The organism is Vibrio harveyi NBRC 15634 = ATCC 14126 = KCTC 12724, from assembly GCF_001591145.1.
GTDB classification, from domain to species: domain Bacteria; phylum Pseudomonadota; class Gammaproteobacteria; order Enterobacterales; family Vibrionaceae; genus Vibrio; species Vibrio harveyi.
The window spans coordinates 53,378-73,681 of record NZ_BCUF01000005.1; the positions used below are offsets into that span (position 1 = coordinate 53,378).

13 protein-coding genes are annotated in these 20,304 nt (G+C 47.9%); 4 read left to right on the plus strand and 9 right to left on the minus strand.

Going from position 1 to position 20,304, the window contains the following annotated elements:
* Positions 1-177: 177 nt before the first annotated feature.
* Together VHA02S_RS04190 and VHA02S_RS04195 are read left to right on the plus strand one after the other, a co-directional pair.
* Positions 178-1,047, plus strand: coding sequence for an SDR family oxidoreductase (locus VHA02S_RS04190; RefSeq protein ID WP_038899308.1), 870 nt, complete (start codon positions 178-180; stop codon positions 1,045-1,047).
* A gap of 128 nt (positions 1,048-1,175) precedes the next feature.
* The gene (locus VHA02S_RS04195; protein WP_038899309.1) at positions 1,176-2,258 is read left to right on the plus strand and encodes a protein kinase family protein; all 1,083 of its coding nucleotides are present in this window, start codon (positions 1,176-1,178) and stop codon (positions 2,256-2,258) included.
* A gap of 79 nt (positions 2,259-2,337) precedes the next feature.
* Here VHA02S_RS04195 and VHA02S_RS04200 read toward each other — a convergent pair whose 3' ends face one another.
* Together VHA02S_RS04200 and VHA02S_RS04205 are read right to left on the minus strand one after the other, a co-directional pair.
* Positions 2,338-2,688, minus strand: coding sequence for a rhodanese-like domain-containing protein (locus VHA02S_RS04200; RefSeq protein WP_038899310.1), 351 nt, complete (start codon positions 2,686-2,688; stop codon positions 2,338-2,340).
* 108 nt (positions 2,689-2,796) lie between these two features.
* Positions 2,797-3,408, minus strand: coding sequence for a LysE family translocator (locus tag VHA02S_RS04205; RefSeq protein WP_038899311.1), 612 nt, complete (start codon positions 3,406-3,408; stop codon positions 2,797-2,799).
* Positions 3,409-3,511: 103 nt separating this feature from the next.
* On the opposite strand from VHA02S_RS04205, the gene VHA02S_RS04210 reads away from it, so the two are divergent.
* A complete protein-coding gene (locus tag VHA02S_RS04210) occupies positions 3,512-4,378 on the plus strand; it encodes a LysR family transcriptional regulator (protein WP_038899312.1) in 867 nt (288 codons plus the stop codon).
* An 81-nt stretch (positions 4,379-4,459) separates the two neighbouring features.
* Positions 4,460-4,825, plus strand: a complete 366-nt coding sequence (locus VHA02S_RS04215; protein ID WP_038899313.1) for a VOC family protein — start codon at positions 4,460-4,462, stop codon at positions 4,823-4,825.
* Between the two features lie 63 nt (positions 4,826-4,888).
* Here the strand turns inward: VHA02S_RS04215 and VHA02S_RS04220 are convergent, their stop codons facing one another.
* From VHA02S_RS04220 to VHA02S_RS04250, 7 genes are all read right to left on the minus strand, one after another.
* The gene (locus VHA02S_RS04220) at positions 4,889-7,369 is read right to left on the minus strand and encodes a GH92 family glycosyl hydrolase (protein WP_038899314.1); all 2,481 of its coding nucleotides are present in this window, start codon (positions 7,367-7,369) and stop codon (positions 4,889-4,891) included.
* 89 nt (positions 7,370-7,458) lie between these two features.
* Positions 7,459-9,915, minus strand: coding sequence for a GH92 family glycosyl hydrolase (locus VHA02S_RS04225; RefSeq protein ID WP_038899315.1), 2,457 nt, complete (start codon positions 9,913-9,915; stop codon positions 7,459-7,461).
* A gap of 144 nt (positions 9,916-10,059) precedes the next feature.
* Positions 10,060-12,765, minus strand: coding sequence for a GH92 family glycosyl hydrolase (locus VHA02S_RS04230; RefSeq protein WP_038899316.1), 2,706 nt, complete (start codon positions 12,763-12,765; stop codon positions 10,060-10,062).
* 47 nt (positions 12,766-12,812) lie between these two features.
* Positions 12,813-15,233, minus strand: coding sequence for a GH92 family glycosyl hydrolase (locus VHA02S_RS04235; protein WP_038899317.1), 2,421 nt, complete (start codon positions 15,231-15,233; stop codon positions 12,813-12,815).
* Between the two features lie 133 nt (positions 15,234-15,366).
* Positions 15,367-18,198, minus strand: a complete 2,832-nt coding sequence (locus VHA02S_RS04240) for a GH92 family glycosyl hydrolase (RefSeq protein WP_038899318.1) — start codon at positions 18,196-18,198, stop codon at positions 15,367-15,369.
* Between the two features lie 121 nt (positions 18,199-18,319).
* Positions 18,320-19,720 (minus strand): PTS fructose transporter subunit IIBC, encoded by a 1,401-nt coding sequence (locus VHA02S_RS04245; protein ID WP_005453038.1) that lies wholly within the window; start codon positions 19,718-19,720, stop codon positions 18,320-18,322.
* Positions 19,721-19,731: 11 nt separating this feature from the next.
* Positions 19,732-20,172, minus strand: coding sequence for a PTS sugar transporter subunit IIA (locus tag VHA02S_RS04250; RefSeq protein ID WP_038899319.1), 441 nt, complete (start codon positions 20,170-20,172; stop codon positions 19,732-19,734).
* Positions 20,173-20,304 lie beyond the last annotated feature (132 nt).

Here is a 20,304-nt window from a genome sequence, read left to right on the forward strand (position 1 = left end):
TTTCGATGGTTAGCGTAATCACGGCAGTATATCACAAGATTCTTTTTTTAGACCAAGTGGGCAAGAAAGATCTTTACCTTGTGTTTGAATCGTACTAACTTAAAAAGACCGGTTGGTCTAAATAAAGACGAAGGGACTCTTTGTCTTGTTCCTCTACCAAGAATAGGAAACATCGATATGAAAACGCAGCCTCGAATTTTAATCGTCGGTTCAACGGGTTATTTAGGATCGAATATTGTTGAATTTCTCATGGCGCAGCACGCCGAGTTTAAAGCGTTGGCGAGAAACAAAACCAAGCTCCTTGCGATGGGCTTACAAGAGTCGCAGGCAGTAGAAGCTCAGGTGACTCACCCCGATGAGCTAAAAGGAGTTTGCGAGGGTGTGGACGTTGTTATCTCATGCTTGGGCATTACTCGTCAGCAAGATGGATTAGGTTATTTGGATGTCGACTACCAAGCAAACTTGAACTTACTCGAAGAAGCAGAACGAGCAGGTGTTGGTAAATTCATTTACATCTCTGCGTTCAATGCTCAGAAATATCCTCAAGTTCGTCTGCTAGAGGCGAAAGAGCGCTTTGCGGGTCGGCTTCTGCAATCAACAAAATTAACCCCTTGTGTGATTCGTCCGAATGGTTTTTTCTCTGATATTACCGAGGTGTACAACATGGCGAAATCGGGTCGAGTGTTTACTTTTGGCGATGGTGAAAACTTGCTTAACCCCATTCACGGAAAAGATTTGGCGAGATTTTGTGTTGAGGCTATCGATAGCACTGAAACGGAGATTAACGTAGGCGGACCGAATGTGTTTTCAGTGAACCAAATTGCTCAGCTTGCATTCAAATCTCAGAATAAGCCGGAGAAAAATACGCATTTGCCGGATTTGTTGCGCAGAGCTGCTCTCGTAATGGTCAGCCACCTACCAGAGAAGTGGGGCGGTCCTGCTGAGTTCTTCCTGACCATGTTAGGCGGTGACAATATCGCACCGACTTATGGTCATCATCGACTGGAAGACTACTTTCGCAAGCTCTCTGAAGAAGACAACATCTGAATCAATTCATCGATTTAAACGGGACTCCACCCAAGTACTCAACCATGACTTTGGTTAGAAAGGGGGAGGTCATGTGCTTCATTGTCGATAAAGTAAACAATATCTGAATCGTTAGCAGGGAGCACTTCATGAACCAACGCCAATTACAGCAGCAAGCATTTGACTTAAGTGATCAAAACTTAATTGTCGGCAATGTGGATCAATGTCCATTGCCACCAGAAATCTTGGCGTTTACGACAGCGAACTCAGAGTATGTTGTCGAAACGTTTGAAAGTGGTTTGACGGCGCAGGTATTTCATATTCGTGTCGGCGGACGAGACTATACGCTCAAGAAAAAACGCCCACAGGCGAAAGTGCAGAACCCTGATGGTCAGTACTCCTTTCTGAATGAAGTTCAACGTCGTCTTGATTTTCAAACTCAAAAAGACAATCCGAATTTAACTGAGGATTTTAAACATATTGTTGAGACTGTTTATGCTGATTATCGTTTAGGAATCATTGTTTCAGATTGGATTGAAGGTTCGCCAATTCAAGCCCTAACTGAGGACTTATTAGGGCAGCTATTCTCGACTCTATTTGTCTGTGAGCGAAGTGGGTTGTTTGAGTGGGATTTGTGTTCAGGGAACTTGCTGGTGGATAAACAAGGTCAGCTAAAGTTGTTCGATTTTGGTTATATGTATCGGTTTGACCCTTTAAGAGAGTTCAACAGTAATGGTATGCATGACCCTATGTTTGATACTTGTGAGCGATTTGAAACGCGCTTCTTCTCTGGTTGGTTATTGGAGCAAAATTATTCCCGAAAAGAGGCAATGCAGCTATTCAAAAACGTTAAACAACAAGGCTTTAAGATGCTTGAATACAAGCGGGACTGGTTAGTTCAAAACTATGCCGTGCCAGAAATCGTAGAGCGAGTGCAAACGTCGATGGAAAAGATACAAACAGCGCTAAAATCTGATGCTGAGTTGGAACATCTTTTTACGCTTGAGATGTTTCGTTCGCATGTGCTCGATATTGAAGATGATTTGGATGGTAAGAGTTGCACGCCAACCACAATTAAACGTGTGCAGTTTGTTTTAGATATGCTGCAGCAACATTATGATTTGTTGGTTGAAGGAGGTGCGTTGTTTTATCAAAATGCCGCTAAGAGTAAAGCCGAACTGATTCAAACCTACCAAGAGAAACACGAATTGGTGCTGCAGTACCAACTTTAGTTTTCGGTGTCGAGAAAACAAAAAAGCACACGAGAGGTGTGCTTTTCCATTCCATAGTCTAGGCAGGTGCTAAGTGGCATTACTTCGCTTGTTGCATCTCAGCCAAGCCACCCGCGTTATGAAGGTTGGTAAACCCTTGAGATTGTAGGTACTGATACGCTTGCCCTGAGCGATTGCCGCTGCGGCAGTAAAGCACGATTTGCGTATCTTTCTCGACATTAGCAAAGTGTTTATCCAACTCAGAAAGCGGAAAGTTAATCGCATTGTCCAAGTGACCATCGGCAAACTCTTGTGGTGTGCGCACATCGACAATCATTGCGCCTTGCTCAATCCATTGCCAACCCTGCACTGCACGTTCAGAAGCCAATACCGATGGCGCGCTGAAAGCTAAGCTCAAACAAGTGAATATGATCGGGAGTAGTTTTTTCATTGAGTTCCTTTCCTCAAGGTCAATTGCCCTAAACAGTCTTGACGAGGATTATACGTGTGATTATCAAACTTCGATGTGGCATTGGTCGAAATGTCGTAATTCAGTGTGTTATGACTTTAACCCTAGCATGGCACCAAACACCAATAATCCAGCGCCACAAGCTTGGTTCAACCTGTGTTTCACGTGCAGTAATAAACTCTGTAATCGAGGTGAGGTAAATAAGATGGCAACCATAGAAAACCAAATCCCGTGCAGCGCAATCATGTAGACTCCGTAGCCTAAAGCTAAGTGCTGCGATGCTGCATTCGGGTCGATGACTTGGCTAAAGATACTTAAGAAAAACAACATGGTTTTTGGGTTAAGTACGTTGCACAAAAAGCCTTGGAAAAAGAACTGCCAAATGGAGATGCTTTCTTGTGTTTCCCCCTCTATCTTCTGCTGAGAATCAGCCCCAAAAATCCCTTTCAATCCGAGATAGATCAGATAAGCCGCACCTAAGTAGCGAATCAAGCTGAACAACCATTCGTTCTGTGAAATTAAGTAACTGATGCCAAGCAATGAATAGGTAATGTGCACCGAAATCGCAAGACTGATGCCCACGGCGCTCCAAATTCCGGCTTGTCTGCCCCTGTTGAGGCTGTTTCTAAGAACCAAGACAAAATCGGCTCCGGGACTGATAACGATGAGTATGCCTAATAAGGCAAGGCTGAAAAGCTCCATGGTGTTTCCTGTTTCTTTGTTGTTATGAATGAGGCAATTGTAGGTCGAGAGTTCGGAGACTATAATCGAAACAAATTCCGCTAAGTGTGAGAAAAAGTCACAGATGAGGCATCTTAAATCCTTCCATGTTTTCCATGTCGCAGCATCGTCTGCGAGTTTTAGTGAGGCAGCAAATAAGCTCAGTATTACGCATGGCGCAGTGAGTAAGCAGATCAAAGTGTTGGAGACCTATCTGGCTCAGCCTCTGTTCTACAAACAGGGGCGCAATATGCTGCTCACTAAAGAGGGTGAGATGCTGAAAAGCTATACCGAGCAAGCATTCCAAGCGTTGGAAACTGGCATGAACAAGCTGGTGCAGGAGAAGCACCAATACCTTGAAGTCTCTTGTGAGCCAACGTTAACCATGCGTTGGTTGATGCCAAGGCTTTCCGCGTTTAATGATGGTTGTGACGCAGACGTTCGGCTTTCGACTGCGGGAGGACCTGTAACGCTCGGCTCGACAGGGCTTGCTATGGCAATTCGTCGAGATGACTTTGAGCCTTTGTATCACTACCCCAAAACCAAGCTGGTGGAAGAGTGGGTGGGTCCCGTGTTTTCACCTGAATACTGGCAGCAAGTGAAAAGTGATTTGAACTCTGTGAAGCTATTACACAGCCAAACTAGACCTGAAGCGTGGCAAGAATGGATGCAGCGCTCTGGTGAAGCGTCGATAAACGGAAAGGCGGAACAGTCTTTCGCGCATTTCTATTTTTGCATTCAAGCTGCAGTCGACGGTTTAGGTGCGGCGATGGGCTCTTATCCTTTGGTGATGGACGATCTCAAACGTGGCAACCTTGTCGCACCATTTGGTTTTGTGCCGTCAGGGCATGACTATGTCTTATTGACTCAAGACAAAGCACGTTCTGAACTGGAACAAAAATTTGTCCATTGGCTGCAAAACCAAATGGCGGAGTGTGTGCCTTGCACCTAAGAAACAAAGAGAGACCCTAGTCAGGGCGCGCTGAGTTACCTAGAGTGGTTGAATACGTGCTACATAATGGAAATTTAGGAAATGGAAAACCTCAATATTGTTGAAATTAAATCTTTTGTTCCGGCGAAAGATTATGAGCTATCAAAGCGTTTTTATCAGGCGTTGGGTTTTGAGATGCCTTCGGATTTTGGTGGTGTGGCGTACTTCTTCAAGGGCAGTTGCTCATTCTTGCTGCAAGATTTTTATGAGCCGAAACATTGCAATAATTTCATGATGCATTTGTTGGTGGAAGATGTTGTCAGCTGGCATGAACATGTTTCAAGTGTAGATTTGGAATCATTCGGAACCAAGATGACGGAACTGATTGATCAACCTTGGAAGATGCGAGAGTTCTGTTTGCACGATCCTAGTGGCGTGCTGTGGCGCATTGGTCAGAACATCGATTGATTTGTGTATGAAAAAAGGTCAGCGCTTGCGAACTGACCTTTGAAGAGGGAAGAGTGATAGGACTTATTGAGGCGCTTTCATCGCTTCTGATTGATCGCCCGTCATCACGAAGTGCAACTCACCACCCGGTTTGAACTCGGAATGGTCGAAGAAGAAACCGTTATCCAAAGCTTTGCCATTGATGGTGACAGACTTGATGTACATGTTGTCATCGGCGTTGTTCTCTGTGGTGATGGTGAACGTGCCGCCTTTCACCGGAATCACGGCTTTGTCGAATAGCGGACGACCCACAGTGTAAATAGGTTCTGCTGCGTTCACTTGGTAGAAGCCTAATGCAGACATTACATACCAAGCGGACATTGCGCCCACGTCTTCGTTACCAATGACGCCTTCTGGCGCAGCAAAGTACATGTCATCAAGAATGTGGTCGACGACTTGTTGTGTCTTCCATGGTTCTGCTGTCCAGTTGAATAGGTAAGGAATGTGGTGCGAAGGCTCGTTACCAAACGCAACTTGACCAATCAAACCAGACATATCCGGTGTTTCTGTACCTTGGCTTTCTGCGGTGAAGGTGGCTTCTAGGTTTTTCTGGAACTCAGCATCGCCACCCATGATGGTTTTTAAGCCCGCGATGTCATGCGGCACAAACCAAGTCCACTGCCACGCGTTACCTTCGGTGTAGTTGCCTGTCTTGTGTTCTGTGCCGTATGGGTCGAATGGCGTCATGAAGGTTTCATCAATCATCACTGGGCGCATAAAGCCCGTCACGCCATGTTCTGCGTATTCCGTTGGGTTGTAATCGAAGTATTTTTTGTAGCCTTTTGAGCGTTCAAGGTATTGCTCTTCCGCTTGAGTATCACCGGCTGCTTTGGCGATTTGCGCGATAGCCCAATCGTAGAACGCGTTTTCCAGACCGTAAGAAACAGACTCAACCGTGTAGTCTTCAAATACTGGTTCACCATCTACACGTTGGATAGCTGGCGTGAAGCCGTTTTTCTCAATGTAATCGATGTGCTTGGTTAAAGTGCGATCCAATACGCCTTGATCCCAATCGGCTTGCAATGCAGGGTAGTTCTCGTAAGTTGAAGAGTCGATCGCGGCTTTCAGTGCCAGCTCTTTCTCTTGCTGAGTAAACTCTTCTGGGAATTTGGTCATCGCATCCGCAATCACTGCTACCGCTGGGTAGCCGACCATGGTGCCTGTCTCGTCACCTAAGTGTTCCCACTTTGGCAGCAAGCCGCTTTCAGTGTACTTCTGAACTAGGTTCTTCGCGTATTGCACCGCGCGGGTTGGCTCTGTGATGGTTTTTAGTGGGTGTAATGCACGTTGGGTATCCCATAGAGAGTAAACCGAGAAGTTTGGCTGTTCTTCCGTTGCTTGACCGTAAGCGATGGAGTATTCCCCTTCGCCTTCACGAATCGAGCCTTTGCCCATGCCACGGAATCGACCATCCACGTCTTGATGCACCATCGGCGCAATCTTGGTGTGGTAAAGCGCAGTGTAGAAGATCTCTTTCTGATCTTCTGTGCCCCCTTCGATAGAGAAGTTGAGTGCTTTTGCCCATTTCTCACGTGCGTTGTTGCGCGCAGTATCGAAAGAGACATTCGCTTCGGCATCGTAGTTGTTTTCTGCGCCTTGTGAGTCAACCGCAGATAACGCCACTTGCGCGTTCAACTCTTGTGAACCTTCATCTTCAAATTCGATGTAGGCAGTGACGTCCGCTTTGACACGCTTAACTGGATTACCTTGGTCATCGTAAATCAATTCAGAAACGTGCTCTGCCGTTAGGCCGTCAACAGGCTTACCATTAGCAAGGATGTAGACGTCTTTGATCTTCTTATCGAAAGTCGAATAGAAGAAGATTTTTTGGTTTTTCGCCCAACCAGAGAAGTGCGCTGCGTCGCGCTCGCCCGTGATGGTATGACCGTCTTCGCTCACCGTCAGTTTGTTGCGCAGAGAGGTCGAGCCCCAGTCACTGTTAAGGATGGAGTTGAGGTCAATCTTCAGACGTTGTGGTTGACCTTGTGGGTAGGTGTAACGATGGAAGCCGACACGTTCAGAAGCTGTAAGCTCAGCTTTGATACCGTTCTCAGCAATCTTCACAGAGTAGTAACCCGCTTCTGCCACTTCTGAGGTTTTGTCCATCTTGACCGAAATCGCTTCGCGGTAGTCGTCGCTGTCTTCGATGTATTTAGCTTTATCTTCGGTAAACGGCAGGAACAGAATGTCACCTAAACCGCCCATGCCCGTGCCAGAAAGGTGAGTGTGGGAGAAGCCAAATAGAGTCTTTTTATCGAAGTGGTAACCTGATGAAGAGTGCCAGCCGATCAGCTCGGTATCTGGAGACAGTTGCACCATGCCTTCTGGCACAACGGGACCCGGGAAGGTGTGTCCGTTAAAGCCGGTACCAATGAATGGGTCGACGTATTTTAGGTTGGAAGTATCGACGCTTGGTGAGGTGTTATCGTCGTCATCGTTGCAGCCAGCCAAACCAATAACACTTGCAATCACTGCGGTGGCGATAGCGGTTTTCGTAAAGTTCATAATCTTGATTCCTTAGGCAGGAAGCGCGTCACTTCCTGCCACTGAGTTAATCTATCTGCTTATTCTTTAAACACGAGTTACATAAAACGTTACTGAGCTTGAAGCGCTTCTTGCTTGTCACCCGTCATGACGAAGTGAAGCTCGCCGCCCGCTTTGATTTCGCTGTGTTTGAAGGTGAAGTTGGCATCCAGCGGTTTGCCGTTGATGGTTACGGACTTCACGTACTTGTTGTGTGGGCTGTTGTTGTCTGCGATGACTGTGAACTCGCCGCCTTCCACTGGAATGGTGATTTCATCAAACATAGGGCGACCGATGGTGTAGACCGGATCCGCAGGCGTCACTTGGTAGAAGCCCATTGCCGACATCAAGTACCAAGAGCTCATCTGACCCACGTCTTCGTTACCAATCAAACCAGTTGGCTCGCTGGTGTACATCTCTGACATGATGCGGTCTAGATACTCCTGCGCTTTCCATGGCTCATCCGTTAGCGCATATAGGTAAGGAATGTGGTGCGATGGCTCGTTACCGTGCATGTACTGACCGATATAACCCGTTAGGTCTGGCAGCTCTTCACCTGTGTTTGAAGAACGTGCATTAAATAGCTCGTCCAAATCTTCACGGAAGGCTTTCTCTGGCGTGGTGTCTTTGCCTTGCGCCAAGTCTGCTTGGTAGATTTCTTGTTTCAGACGGTTGAAATCGTGCATTGGTTGGAACTTCCATTGCCACGCGTTTCCTTCGGTGTAGGCAAACTCGTCCACGTAGTAAGGGTCGAATGGTAGCAGCGGGCATTTCTCTTTCATCACACCTGTGCCTTCTGGCCACTCAACCATTTCACACTCATCCAAACGATCTTCATCAATCGGTTGGTTGAACTCCAAAGGCGGTTTGTTTGGTGATGAACTCAGCGGGTGGTTTTTCGGACGTAAGAAGCCCGTCTCTGCATCCCAATGGTTGAGCCAGTTGTCGGCACGAGTCATAAACTCTTCTTGCAGTTTTACATCGCCAGCCATGCGCGCGATTTCTGCCATTGCCCAGTCGCCATAAGCAAACTCAAGCGTGTAAGAGGCACTGTTCCAGTAACCGTGATGAACAAAGCCGTTTTCTTCGTACACCTTCACTTGCACAACGTTTGCTGCGCCGATGTTGTTGTCTTCCGTCCAATCTGGGAATTCAGACGCCTCGTGGTAACGCACCGTAAACTCAGCCGCTTCTTTGGCAAGTTGTGGGTCGATGTCTAAACCTTTCGCCATCGCGTCAGCAATGATAGAAACCGCAGGGAAGCCGATCATTGTGCCAGTGTAATGGCTGTGCAGTTCCCATTTCGGCAAGATGCCACCGTCTTCGTATTTACGAATCAGGTCGTTGGCAAATTCTTCGGCACGTTCTGGGTCGATGATGGTTTTCAGTGGGTGCGCAGCGCGGAAGGTATCCCACATGGAGTACACAGAGTAGTTTGGTGTGTCGCCCGCGTCTTTTTGAATGCGAGTACGCATCGCTGGGTATTGACCGTCGACATCTTGGAAAATCATTGGCGCGATAGAGGCGTGGTAAAGCGCGGTGTAGAAGATCTCTTTCTGATCTTCCGTGCCGCCAGATACCATCATGCGGCTAAGCTCTTGGTGCCATGCATCGTTGGCTTGAGCACGCGCAGTATCAAATGACGCGTCTTTCGCTTCTGCTTCTAGGTTTTTCTCCGCTCCTTCTGTGCCTGTTGGTGACAAGCCTACCTGGATTTCTAGCGGTGTTGATGATGGTGCGAATTCTAGGTAAGCGATGGTTTTCACTGCGTCGATGTTGTCGTTGTTTACATCGATTTCCGTTTCTGCGCCGTCAACTAAAGCAATGGCTTTGACGATAGGTTGGTTGAAGGTGGCGTAGAAGTACACGTGTTGGTTGTTCGCCCAACCGTTCGAGCTACGTAAACCGCGAATGGTGTAAGCGTCGATGAACTCCAAATCACCCTTCATGGTGCGGTTGTTGAAGTGACCTTTATTGAGAGTGTGGTCTAAATCGACCTTGATGTGTGGCGTAGTGCCTTCTTTGAAGGTGTAGCGGTGGAAGCCAACACGTTGCGTGGTAGTTAGCTCAGCTTTGATTTCGCCTTTGTTCAGTTCAACCGCGTAGTAGCCCGCTTCTGCGGTTTCGTTGTCTTTATCGAAGGTGTTGAAAACGGCGTTTTCTTTCTTGGTGAAAGGCAGAACTAAGATGTCACCAAGGTCGGTAATGCCTGTGCCAGAAAGGTGAGTGTGGGAAAAACCATACACTGGGATTTCAGTCAGCTTGCCGTGGTCGAAGTAACCGGCAGCAGAGCCCCAGCCTTCCATTTCGGTATCAGGAGAAAGTTGCACCAAACCGTAAGGCACAACCGCCCCAGGGAAGGTGTGACCATCTGCGCCTGTACCAATCAATGGATTGACGTATTGAGTTAGTGTGGTGTCGAGGGATGGAGTACCAGACTTGCTGTTGTCGTCATCACTGTTACAACCAGCAAGACCAAACATGGCAGCGAGAATAGCGGTAGAGATAAGGGTTCTTTTTAGTTTCATTTTTATGGTTCCACAGAAGTGAAGGTTCTACAGAAAATAAGGGGCGAGGGTGTACCCCTTTATCCCCGCCCCACTTGACGTTGCAACGATGTCGCCTAGTTACAACGCCAAGTAGTTTGGGGGTGTTATTTGAGTGGGTGTCAGCTACAGCGCTTTCATCGCTTCAGATTTGTCTGAAGTCATGACGAAATGCAGTTCACCACCGTCTTTCAAATCGCTGTGCGCGAAGCTGAAGTTGTCACTCAATTGTTTGCCGTTGATGGTCACCGACTTCACGTAGATGCTCTCTTGGCTGTTGTTTTCTGAGGTGATGGTGAATTTACCGTCCGCCACTGGAATCACGGCTTTGTCGAACAGAGGACGACCGATGGTGTAACTTGCTTCGCCCGGTGTGACTTGGTAGAAGCCCAATGCAGACATCACGTACCAGGCCGACATCTGACCGACGTCTTCGTTACCAATCAGACCTTCATGCGTTGGGTGGTAGAACTCGTTCATCGCTTGGTCGACGATTTCTTGTGTCTTCCAAGGCTCTGCCGTCCAGTTGTAGAGGTAAGGCACGTGGTGATCAGGCTCGTTACCCATCACGAACTGACCGATGTAGCCAGACATGTCGTGTGATTGGCTCGTATCAGCGTTGGAGTCCGCATTAAACAGCGCATTCAAGTTGGCTAAGAATGCCGCTTTGCCTTGTTCGGTTACGTCTTCAGGAAGAGAGAAGTCAGTACGGTCGATTTGCTCACCGCCCATCACGTTAGCCAGACCGTTCAAGTTGTGCGGTGCAAACCATGTCCATTGCCATGTATTGCCTTCGGTGAAGTCTTCACTACGGTGCTCGGCGCGGTAAGGCCAGAACACGTCACTTTCGTTGAGTGATTTGCGGTCTTTACACGCGTTGTAGTCCATACCGTCTGGGATAGACAGCGCCATGTTCTCGTCCAAACATTCGGCTTTCAGGTTGTTTGCCCAAACCTTGCTGCCGCTGTTCATGTAAGCCGGACGCATAAAGCCCGTTGCACCCAATGCGTTGCCTTTGGTGTCTTGCAGTTTGCCGTATTGCTCTGGGTTGTAATCGAAGTAGTTCTTGAACGACTCTGAGCGAGCCATGTAGCGGTCGTACTGTTGGTCGTTGCCCGCAAGTTTAGCGATCTGGGCGATACACCAGTCGTAGTATGCGTTCTCAAGACCGTAAGACACAGACTCGTTCACGAGCTCGTCGTATTTATCGACTTTTAAGCCTTCTACGTAACCCGGTTTGTCACCAGAATCCGGCGCCCATTTGGTGTTAGCTGGAATAAAGCCGACGTCTTCTTGGTAGTCGTTGTGACGCGTCATGACCGTGAAGCGTTTGTCACCGTTCCACGCGTCTTGGTAAGGCACCCAGCTTTCGGTTTTATCAAGGTTGAAGTTGACCGTTTCGTCAGCGGCTTTCAACGCCAAATCAAACTCGGCAGCAGTAAAGGCTTCTGGGTGTTTGACCATGATATCGGCGATAACTGAGACTGAAGGATGACCGACCATTTCACCAGTGTAATCCGAGTGCAGTTCCCATTTTGGCAGCACACCACCTGTTTGGTATTTGTTCAATAGATCGCGTGCGTGTTCAATCGCGCGGTCTTTATCTATGATGGTTTTCAGTGGGTGTGCGGCGCGGAAGGTATCCCACATTGAGTACACTGAGTAGTTCACTAAGCCGTCTTCTGCTTGGTGCACTTTGCCATCCATGCCACGGTATTTGCCATCCACGTCTTGGTATAGGAATGGAGCAACGAACGTACGGTAGAGGGAGGTGTAGAACATGGTCTTGTCAGCTTTATTGCCGCCTTCCAGTTCAAACTCGCCAAGGATGTTTTCCCAAGCCACGCGGTTTTGTTGTACGACGTTGTCGAAATCCCAGCCGTTAGTGTCTGCTTCTAGGTTTTTCAATGCGCCGTCAACGCCAGTACCAGAAATCGCTACTTTGACCACTAATGGCTCATCGCTCTTACCAAAGTTCAAATGAGTCAGGACATCGTTTGCGCGTTTTGCCAAACGTTCTGGGTCAGGTTCTGGTTCGCCCGGCATTGGTTTGTGCTCTGCGTAACCGCGGTAATCTTCTAAGCCGACTTCGGTAGCGTCAGTTGGAGTCAGTTTGCTCTCAGAAGCCAGCTTGGTGTACAGGTTCTCTTCAATGATTGGATCAGAGAATTCTGCCGCGAAGAACACGGTTTGCCATTGACCCCATTCGTTTGAGGTACGCGCACCTACGACTGTGGTGTCGTTAACGCGCTTGTAGTAGATGCTGCGAGAATGGTTGCCGTATTGTTCTAACAGTTCGTGTTGCAGGTCGATACGTACTTTGCGGTCTTCACCCGGTTTGAAAGTGTAACGTTGGAACGCCACGCGGTCGGTTGCTGAAAGCTCAGCTTTTACGCCAGTTTCTACAAGGTCAACCGAGTAGTAACCAACTTCTGCCACTTCCGAGCTTTTATCCATGGTCACGGCGTCGGTATTAAAGCCTGTGTATGGCAAGAAGGCGAAGTCGTTTAAGTCGCCTTTACCTGCGCCAGAAATGTGGGTCATTGAGAAGCCAGAAAGCAAGCTGTGCACAGGATCGTATTCAACAGGCGAGCCTTTGCCATTCCAACCGTTTGGATCGAAGTTATCTGGGGACGGTTGAATCATACCTTCTGGCATAACTGGAGACGGATTGACGTTGCCAAGACCTTTAGTGCCGATCAAGGTATCAACGAATTCCAAAGTAGGGGTAGAGATAACTGGAGTTTCTGGATCAGAGTCGCTGCCACAACCAGCAAGACCAAGCATGGCGGTTAACACTGCAGTAGAGAGTAGGGTTCTTTTTAGTTTCATTGTTTTTATTCCACGAGAAAAGGGGACACGAGGTCCCCTCAAAATCATTATTCGCCTAGGTTGGCTTGCATTGCTTCAGACTTGTCAGCTGTCATCACGAAGTGCAGTTCGCCGCCTGCTTTGAATTCGCTGTGCTGGAAGGTGTTGTACACATCCAGAGGCTTACCGTTTATGGTCACTTCTTTGATGTACATGTTGTCTGGACCGTTGTTCTCAGCCGTTACCGTGAACGTGCCAGAACCAATGTCTACCGTCGCTTTGTCGAAGATTGGACGACCGATGCTGTAGGTTGGATCGGTTGGCGAGATTTGGTAGAAGCCCAGTGCCGACATCAAGTACCACGCCGACATTTGACCCACGTCTTCGTTACCGATGATGCCGTCTGGCGTCGGTTTGTAGAACTGGTCGTAAACTTGGTCTAGGTATTCCTGCGCCTTGTAAGACTCTTCAGTACGGTTGTACAAGTAGATGACGTGGTGCGAAGGTTCGTTACCGTGAATGTACTGACCGATGTAGCCTGTCATGTCTTGGTGCGCTTCGCCGCCATTTGGATCGGCAGTAAATAGGTTGTTCAGCTTGTCGTTCAGACCTTGCGTGCCGCCCATGATTTCAGTCAGCTTGTCTAAGTCTTGCATGAACGCCCATTGCCACTGCCACGCGTTACCTTCTGTGTAGTAGAACGCGTCAGATTTGTAAGGGTCGAAGTCAGTTGAAGCGTATTTCAGTGCACATGGGTCGCCTTCTTTCAGCTCTGTTGGTACGAAGAAGCCTGTGCCGTCTGAGTTACCTGCTTTTGCATCCCAGTGTTTCAAAGAGTTGTAAGAACGAGCTTTGAACTCTTCATACGCGTCCATATCGCCAGCGGCTTTTGCCATTTCTGCGATCGTCCAATCGTAGAATGAGAATTCTAACGAGTACGACACTGAGTTCCAGTTCGGGTAACGAACACACTGTTCTTTCTCGTGGTAATTCAGCTGACCTGCCATGAGTGAGCTTAGGATGTCGTCATGAATCTGTGGGTATTCATGCGGTGTGTAACGCGCTGATTTCACCGACGCCGTGTAAGCCTGCTCTGCATCAATCAAGCCTTTGGTTACCGCATCGCCCAGAATCGCTGCTGATGGGTAGCCGATCATGGTGCCGGTTTCTGAGCCGTGACCTTCCCATTTCGGCAATAGACCAAACTCGTCGTTGGATTTACGGATCAAGTCTTTCACGTAAAGCTTTGCTTGATCTGGGTCGATGATGGTCCACATTGGGTGAACCGCGCGGAACGTATCCCACGTTGAGTAAATCGAGTAGTTTGGTGTGTCGCCATCTTTCAGTGTGCGCACCGTGCCAAGCATATCCACGTATTGACCATCCACATCGTAGAACTCGATTGGTGCGATCATCATATGGTACATGCCAGTGTAGAAGTTGGTTTTCTCTGCGTCTGTGCCGCCTTCGACTTTGATTTTTGCAAGTTTCTCAGCCCACGCGTATTCTGCGTCTTCTTTTACTTTTGCTAGGTCGAAACTTGGTGCTTCTGCTTCTAAGTTTTTCTGTGCGCCTTGCCAGTTTACTGGAGAGATACCGACGCGGATTTCAATTGGCTCTTCGCCTGTGCCGAAGTTTAGGTAAGCGGTCAGTTCATCGCCTGAGTAAACCGCACCATTACGCATTTCGCGCGTTGGTTCTAGATCTTGTTCACCCAACAGTGCTTTGGCGATTGGTTGGTTGAATTTCGCATAGAAGAAGATGTCTTGACCTTGGTGGTCTTGTCCTTGGAACCAGCCAGTTGAGGTTTTACGACCGCGAATGGTGTATTCGTCCACCACTTCAACTTTGTTCTTCAAAGACTTGCCGTTGTTGTTCATCAGGGTATGACCCAAATCGAACTTCACGTTACGGTCTGCGCCATCAGCAAAGGTGTATTTGTGCAAACCAACGCGTTTGGTCGCACTCAGTTCTACTTCTATTTGACCTTGGTTTAGCTTGGTTTTGTAGTAGCCTGCGCTTGCTTCTTCATTGGCTTTGTCGAAAGAGTTCAGTTGTGTGTTCGCCATGTCTGCGTATGGCAGAACCAAGATGTCGCCTAAGTCCGTTGCGCCTGTACCTGAAAGGTGAGTATGTGAGAAGCCGTACAGCGGAACGTCAGTGTTAACCACTTCGCCAGTTTCGTAGTTGGATGAATCCCAGTAGCCAGATGCCGAGTGCCAAGGGTTAAGTCCTGATTCATGGTCTGTGTTAGAACCGATGAAAGTATCTGGAGACAGTTGAACCATACCTGCCGGTACCGTCGCGCCCGGGAACGTATGACCTGAAGCTGCTGTGCCGATCATTGGATCGACGTATTTCAACACCGCAAGATCAACAATTGGATCGCCAGGCAGTGAAGAGGAAGAATCGTTGTCGCTGTTACAGCCAGCCAAGCCACCCGTCAGACCAACCAGGATAGCCAAAGAGATAAGATTACGTTTAAACATGTGCATACCGTTTTGTCGTTATTCGTATATAAAAAGTGTTTATAAGAGCCTGTTTATAAAGGACTGCTTATAAAATTTTCTTGTAGGGATAGCCGGGAGATGCGCTCCCCCGGCTGAGTTGTCACTATTGGGATTAACGAGAACCTGCTGGCATCTCGTCTTCATGCAAGAACTCACCGATGCCTTGTGCTGGTGGAAGATCTTGCTCTAGAGAGCCCCAACGTTGATTTGGTTTGTCGCCCATCACGAACTCCAAGTCACCGCCGTACATGATTTCGTCATGAGTCAGGTAAGTACGGTTGAAGTCTTTGCCGTTGTAGCGAGCCGATTGAATGAAGATGTTTTCGCGGCTAACGTTCTTCGCGGTCACCGTGAACTTCTGGTTGTTGCCGACATCGATAGACGCGCTTTCAAACAGCGGAGTACCGATTTCGTAGATGCCAGAAGAAGCGTTCACTGGGTAGAAGCCAAGCGCACGGAACACGAACCACGCAGAGAGCGTACCGAAGTCATCGTTACCACAAATGCCGTCAGCGGTGTTCTTGTAGCAAATGTTGGTTGCTGCGGCGATGGCTGCCTGACCTTTCCAAGGTTGACCTACGTAGTTGTACAAGTACGGTACGTGGATATCTGGTTCGTTACCTTGAACGTGCTGACCAACGTTACCTGTGTTGAACACTGGGAATTGGTTGTCGCCAGCGTTGCGGTCTGGGTAGGTTGACCAGTACTCATCCAAGCGTGCTGCGAATAAGTCACCGCGTTCTGCTTCAGGGTTTTGTGTCTTGTCGAAGCGTGTCATCAGGTCAATCAAGCCATGAATGTCGTGCTGAACACTGAACGAGTATTGCCAGCCGTTCGACTCAGAGAATGCCCAGTTGAACATGTCTGGACGCCAGTCTTTACCAACCGCGCGACCGGTGATTGGGTCTACCCAACCTGCATCGATAAACTCGCCATCGTAGTCACGGGCTTTGAACCAACCTTGGTATTGCTTACCACCGAAGTCGAATTGCGCTTGCCAGTTTTTAGAACGGTTAGCGAACTCGGTGTAGCGTGGGTCCTCTTCACCAAATACTTCTTTGATCGATTGCGCGATTGCCCAGTCGTTCATTGAGTATTCAAGCGAGTAAGATGCTGTCCAAGAGTCTTTAAATGGTGAGTGACCGCCGTAAGAATCTGGTGGAGTGTCGTGCAATTGCGCTGGCACGTAACCTTGTTCTTCGTACTCTTTGATCCATGCTACGCCTTGGCTCGTTGCGGCGCGCGCGTCAGTGATCATTGCTTCAACTAAGCGTTCTTTGACGTCTTTGCGCTCTGCTTCTGTGAAGCCAAGATCGATCATGCGTTTTTCTAGTGAGCCTTTCGACAACACATCATGAATCACAGGCGTTGAGTGCATGCCCATCATCATGCCGGTTTCGTTGCCTTTGAATGTCCACTCAGGCAGACGACCTTTGCGCACGTTGCCTTTGTCATCTACCCATTCTTCTTCGGCGTAAGACAGCATAGACAGCACCACGTCAGTTAGGCGATCTGGTTCAAGAATCGAAGACAGCGGTTGAACTGCGCGGTAGGTATCCCACAAAGAGAAAGTGTCGTAGCGCGTGAAGTCTGCTTTGCCATCTTTGTTGGCATCGGCAGTGCGGATTGACTCTTTCAGCGTATCGATCTTGTCGCCCCAAGGTGTGTTGCCATCTGGGTATGCATTGCGACCTTGGTGAACTTGGCGGTAGCGACCATCTAAGTCAGAGTGAATGGTTTGACCTAGGTACGAGTGGTACATCGCGGTGTAGAATGTCTGTTTGTAATCCTCGTCGCCAGAGACTTGGATCTTGCCGAGTTCGTCTTCCCATTTCTTCGTTGCCGCTTCGCGTACTTGATCGAAGTTCATGCCCGCAACTTCTGTCATGTTAAGAGAAGCACCAGACTTGCCGTTCTCGCCGATCTCAACGTTTGATAGTGCCAATTTCGCTTCAACCGTTAAGCCGTCTTTGGATGTGTCGAATTCAACGTAAGCGCGCGCGTATTGGTACTTGCCGCGTGTCTCGTTACCGATTTCAGTGATGCCTTCTGGCACGTCCATGTAACGACCTTGCTCTTTATCGTAGTAAGCAAAGCGAACGTTTTTGATTGGTTGGTCGAATTCCATCACGAAGAATTCTTTTTGGCTTGGTGCCCAACCATCAGAGAAACGGTGACCTTCAAGACGGTTATTGTCTTTGTCCCATTTCAAGTAAGAATCTGAGGTGTAGTCCCAGTTAATTTTGAAGCCAGTGTTCACGATGATTTCTGACTTCTCATCACGAGGGAAGGTGTAGCGGTGTACACCAACGCGATCAGACGCCGTCAATTCAGCTTTGATGTCGTAATCCAATAGATCGACTTTGTAGTAACCTGCTGTCGCTTGCTCGTCACGATGTTGGAAGCGAGACGCTTCTAGGTTTAGCGTTGCCGAACCTTCATCAATCATGTAATCCGAACGTGAGTTGATTGGCATGACGAGAATGTCGTTCAAGTCGCCAGCACCTGCTCCGGAAAGGTGGGTATGAGAGAAACCGGAAGTACGTGCGTCGTGGTAGTAGTAGCCTGAAATGTATTCCCAGCCGTTAGAACCGTTGTTTGGAGAAAGCTGCACCATGCCGTGTGGTGTGGTTGCACCAGGGTAGGTGTTGCCTAGGTTACCTGTGCCGATGAATGGGTTGACGTAGCGTGTTACGTCCATATCGGCGAAATCTACCGGGATGTGAACACCCATGTCGATTTCAGGTGTTTCTGGGTTTGGCTTGTCATCACAGTCGCCATCGCCAACTGGAGGACATACTGGCTTGCCACCGTCAGGAATATCCGGCAGTGCAGGGTTGGTGTCACCGCCTTCATAAATGTTGGTTGTGTCGTCGTTACAGCCAGTCAGACCGACTAGACCACTGAGAACTGCGCAAGCGAGTAGGGAAGGTTTGAATTTCATTTTTAAAGCCTTGTGAATAGTAGGGTTATATAATTAAAAAAATCAGGGGTATTACTAAAACTTAAAAACTTGAAATAGAGCCCTTTGGGGGAAAGGGCTCTTAGGGGGAGGAGCTTAAGGTTTAAGCTTTCACAAGAGTCGCTGCGTTACGCATCGCTTCTTTCGTTGAACACTCAACAACGTTTGCTTTTGCAAAGCGGTGAGCATCTTTTACTTGGATATCGTGAGCTAGAATAACCAGCTTCGCGTTTGCTACATCTAGGTCAGTGATGCGGTTCTGGATACCGTTTTGACCTTGAGTTTCTACTTTGATTTTCAGACCTGCTGCTGCACCTGCTTTCTCTAGTGCTTTCGCTGCCATGAATGTGTGTGCTACGCCAGATGGGCAACATGTTACTGCTACGATGTCGTACTCGCCTTCGCCTGCTGCTGGAGCCGCTTGAGCTTGTGCAGGTGCTGCTTCAACGATTTCGTCTTCTGCTTCTTCTTCAGCAACTGGTTTCCAGAAGCCAACGATAACTGCTGTTGTTAGAGAGCCAAGTGCGATACCCACAACGTACATTGGGATGTTGCTTGATACAGGTGCTGTGATTAGACCGCCCCATGGTGCGTGTAGCAGTACGTCTGTTAGGAAGCCGAACACACAGCCAACGATACCACCAGCAACGATTGAAGGAAGAACGCGTACAGGGTCGTTTGCTGCGAATGGGATAGCACCTTCAGAGATACCGATAGAGCCCATGATTGCTGCTGCTTTACCTGCTTCTTGTTCTTGCTTAGTGAACTTCTTCTTGAATAGGAATGTTGCTAGTGCCATACCTAGAGGAGGTGTACAGATTGCGATACCAACACCACCCATTAGCCATGGTTGAGTATCAACTTGAGTTTGAGCGAATAGCGTTGCTACTTTGTTGATTGGACCGCCCATATCGAATGCAGTCATACCACCAAGAATCGTACCTAGAACCACTTTAGAAGCGCCAGCCATAGAAGCTAGGAATTCGTTCATAGACGCCATGAAGATCTTGATTGGCTCACCGATACCCCATAGAACGATACCTGCAGAGATAAGCGTACCTAGTAGAGGGTAGATGAAGTAAGCGCCCAACGCAGTCATGTTAGCAGAAAGAGGAATCTTCTTAAGTTGGAATACCACACCACCTGCGATGAAGCCCGCTACGATACAACCAAGGAAGCCGCCGCCCATATCAGCCATGATGCCAGAAGAGATCATCGCTGGCGCTAGAGCTGGTTTGTCTGCAATTGAGTAACCAATGAAGCCACCAAGAATAATTGGGAACAGCACCAGACCTTTAATACCGATATTAGAAATATCAGCCAATAAACCGTCTGCTGGAACCGCACCTTTACCTGATGCCATTACCGCTAGCGCTAGTAGTACACCACCCGCAACGATAAATGGAAGCATGTGAGAAGTACCGAATAAAAGGTGACCTTTCATGGTACTTAGGATTTTTTTGAAATCGCTATTATTACTAGCTTGAGCTGTGATTGTACTCATAATTTCACGCCTTATGAATTAATTAAAATATTTAGTATTTGGTTTTCGTCTTTTGCGTTATGAATATCTTCAATAAACTCTTCGCTAAATTTACCGAATAATTCTTGAAGAACATAAATATGGTGGTCGGCACCGTTATCTGGTGAGGCAATCATGAAGAATACGGTCGGTTTGACTCCCTCTTCGTCGCCATACTCGATGCCTTCGCGCTTTACGCCAACAGCGATTGCAGGCTCTGTAACCGCTTTGCTTTTTGCGTGTGGGTAAGCGATGCCGTCCATTGAAGTAACGCTTAATGCTTCACGTGCTTCGATGTCGGTTAAAAAAGCCTCTTTGCTGTTGATTCGATTATTTTCGAATAGCATCTGTGCTAGCTCTTCAAAGACTTCTTTTTTATTATTTGCTTGAAGGTTGCCTTTAATTAAATTGACGTTTGTTAGTTCTGTAATCATTTTTTGACTCATTGGTACTGAAGTAATGAGGCAAATTTAATTAATGTTACGGTTTTCTGAAATAGTAAAAAAAAACCAATAACTATATTTTTGTATCACTGAGAGCTAAGTGTGATAGAAGTCATTAATATC

Bases quoted from the DNA above. Each gene is read 5' to 3' on its own strand.
- VHA02S_RS04210 (WP_038899312.1), top strand. From the start codon at position 3,512: ATGAGGCATCTTAAATCCTTCCATGTTTTCCATGTCGCAGCATCGTCT.
- VHA02S_RS04245 (WP_005453038.1), bottom strand. From the start codon at position 19,720: ATGAGTACAATCACAGCTCAAGCTAGTAATAATAGCGATTTCAAAAAA.
- VHA02S_RS04215 (WP_038899313.1), top strand. From the start codon at position 4,460: ATGGAAAACCTCAATATTGTTGAAATTAAATCTTTTGTTCCGGCGAAA.
- VHA02S_RS04235 (WP_038899317.1), bottom strand. From the start codon at position 15,233: ATGTTTAAACGTAATCTTATCTCTTTGGCTATCCTGGTTGGTCTGACG.
- VHA02S_RS04195 (WP_038899309.1), top strand. From the start codon at position 1,176: ATGAACCAACGCCAATTACAGCAGCAAGCATTTGACTTAAGTGATCAA.
- VHA02S_RS04240 (WP_038899318.1), bottom strand. From the start codon at position 18,198: ATGAAATTCAAACCTTCCCTACTCGCTTGCGCAGTTCTCAGTGGTCTA.
- VHA02S_RS04250 (WP_038899319.1), bottom strand. From the start codon at position 20,172: ATGATTACAGAACTAACAAACGTCAATTTAATTAAAGGCAACCTTCAA.
- VHA02S_RS04200 (WP_038899310.1), bottom strand. From the start codon at position 2,688: ATGAAAAAACTACTCCCGATCATATTCACTTGTTTGAGCTTAGCTTTC.
- VHA02S_RS04220 (WP_038899314.1), bottom strand. From the start codon at position 7,369: ATGAACTTTACGAAAACCGCTATCGCCACCGCAGTGATTGCAAGTGTT.
- VHA02S_RS04190 (WP_038899308.1), top strand. From the start codon at position 178: ATGAAAACGCAGCCTCGAATTTTAATCGTCGGTTCAACGGGTTATTTA.
- VHA02S_RS04230 (WP_038899316.1), bottom strand. From the start codon at position 12,765: ATGAAACTAAAAAGAACCCTACTCTCTACTGCAGTGTTAACCGCCATG.
- VHA02S_RS04205 (WP_038899311.1), bottom strand. From the start codon at position 3,408: ATGGAGCTTTTCAGCCTTGCCTTATTAGGCATACTCATCGTTATCAGT.
- VHA02S_RS04225 (WP_038899315.1), bottom strand. From the start codon at position 9,915: ATGAAACTAAAAAGAACCCTTATCTCTACCGCTATTCTCGCTGCCATG.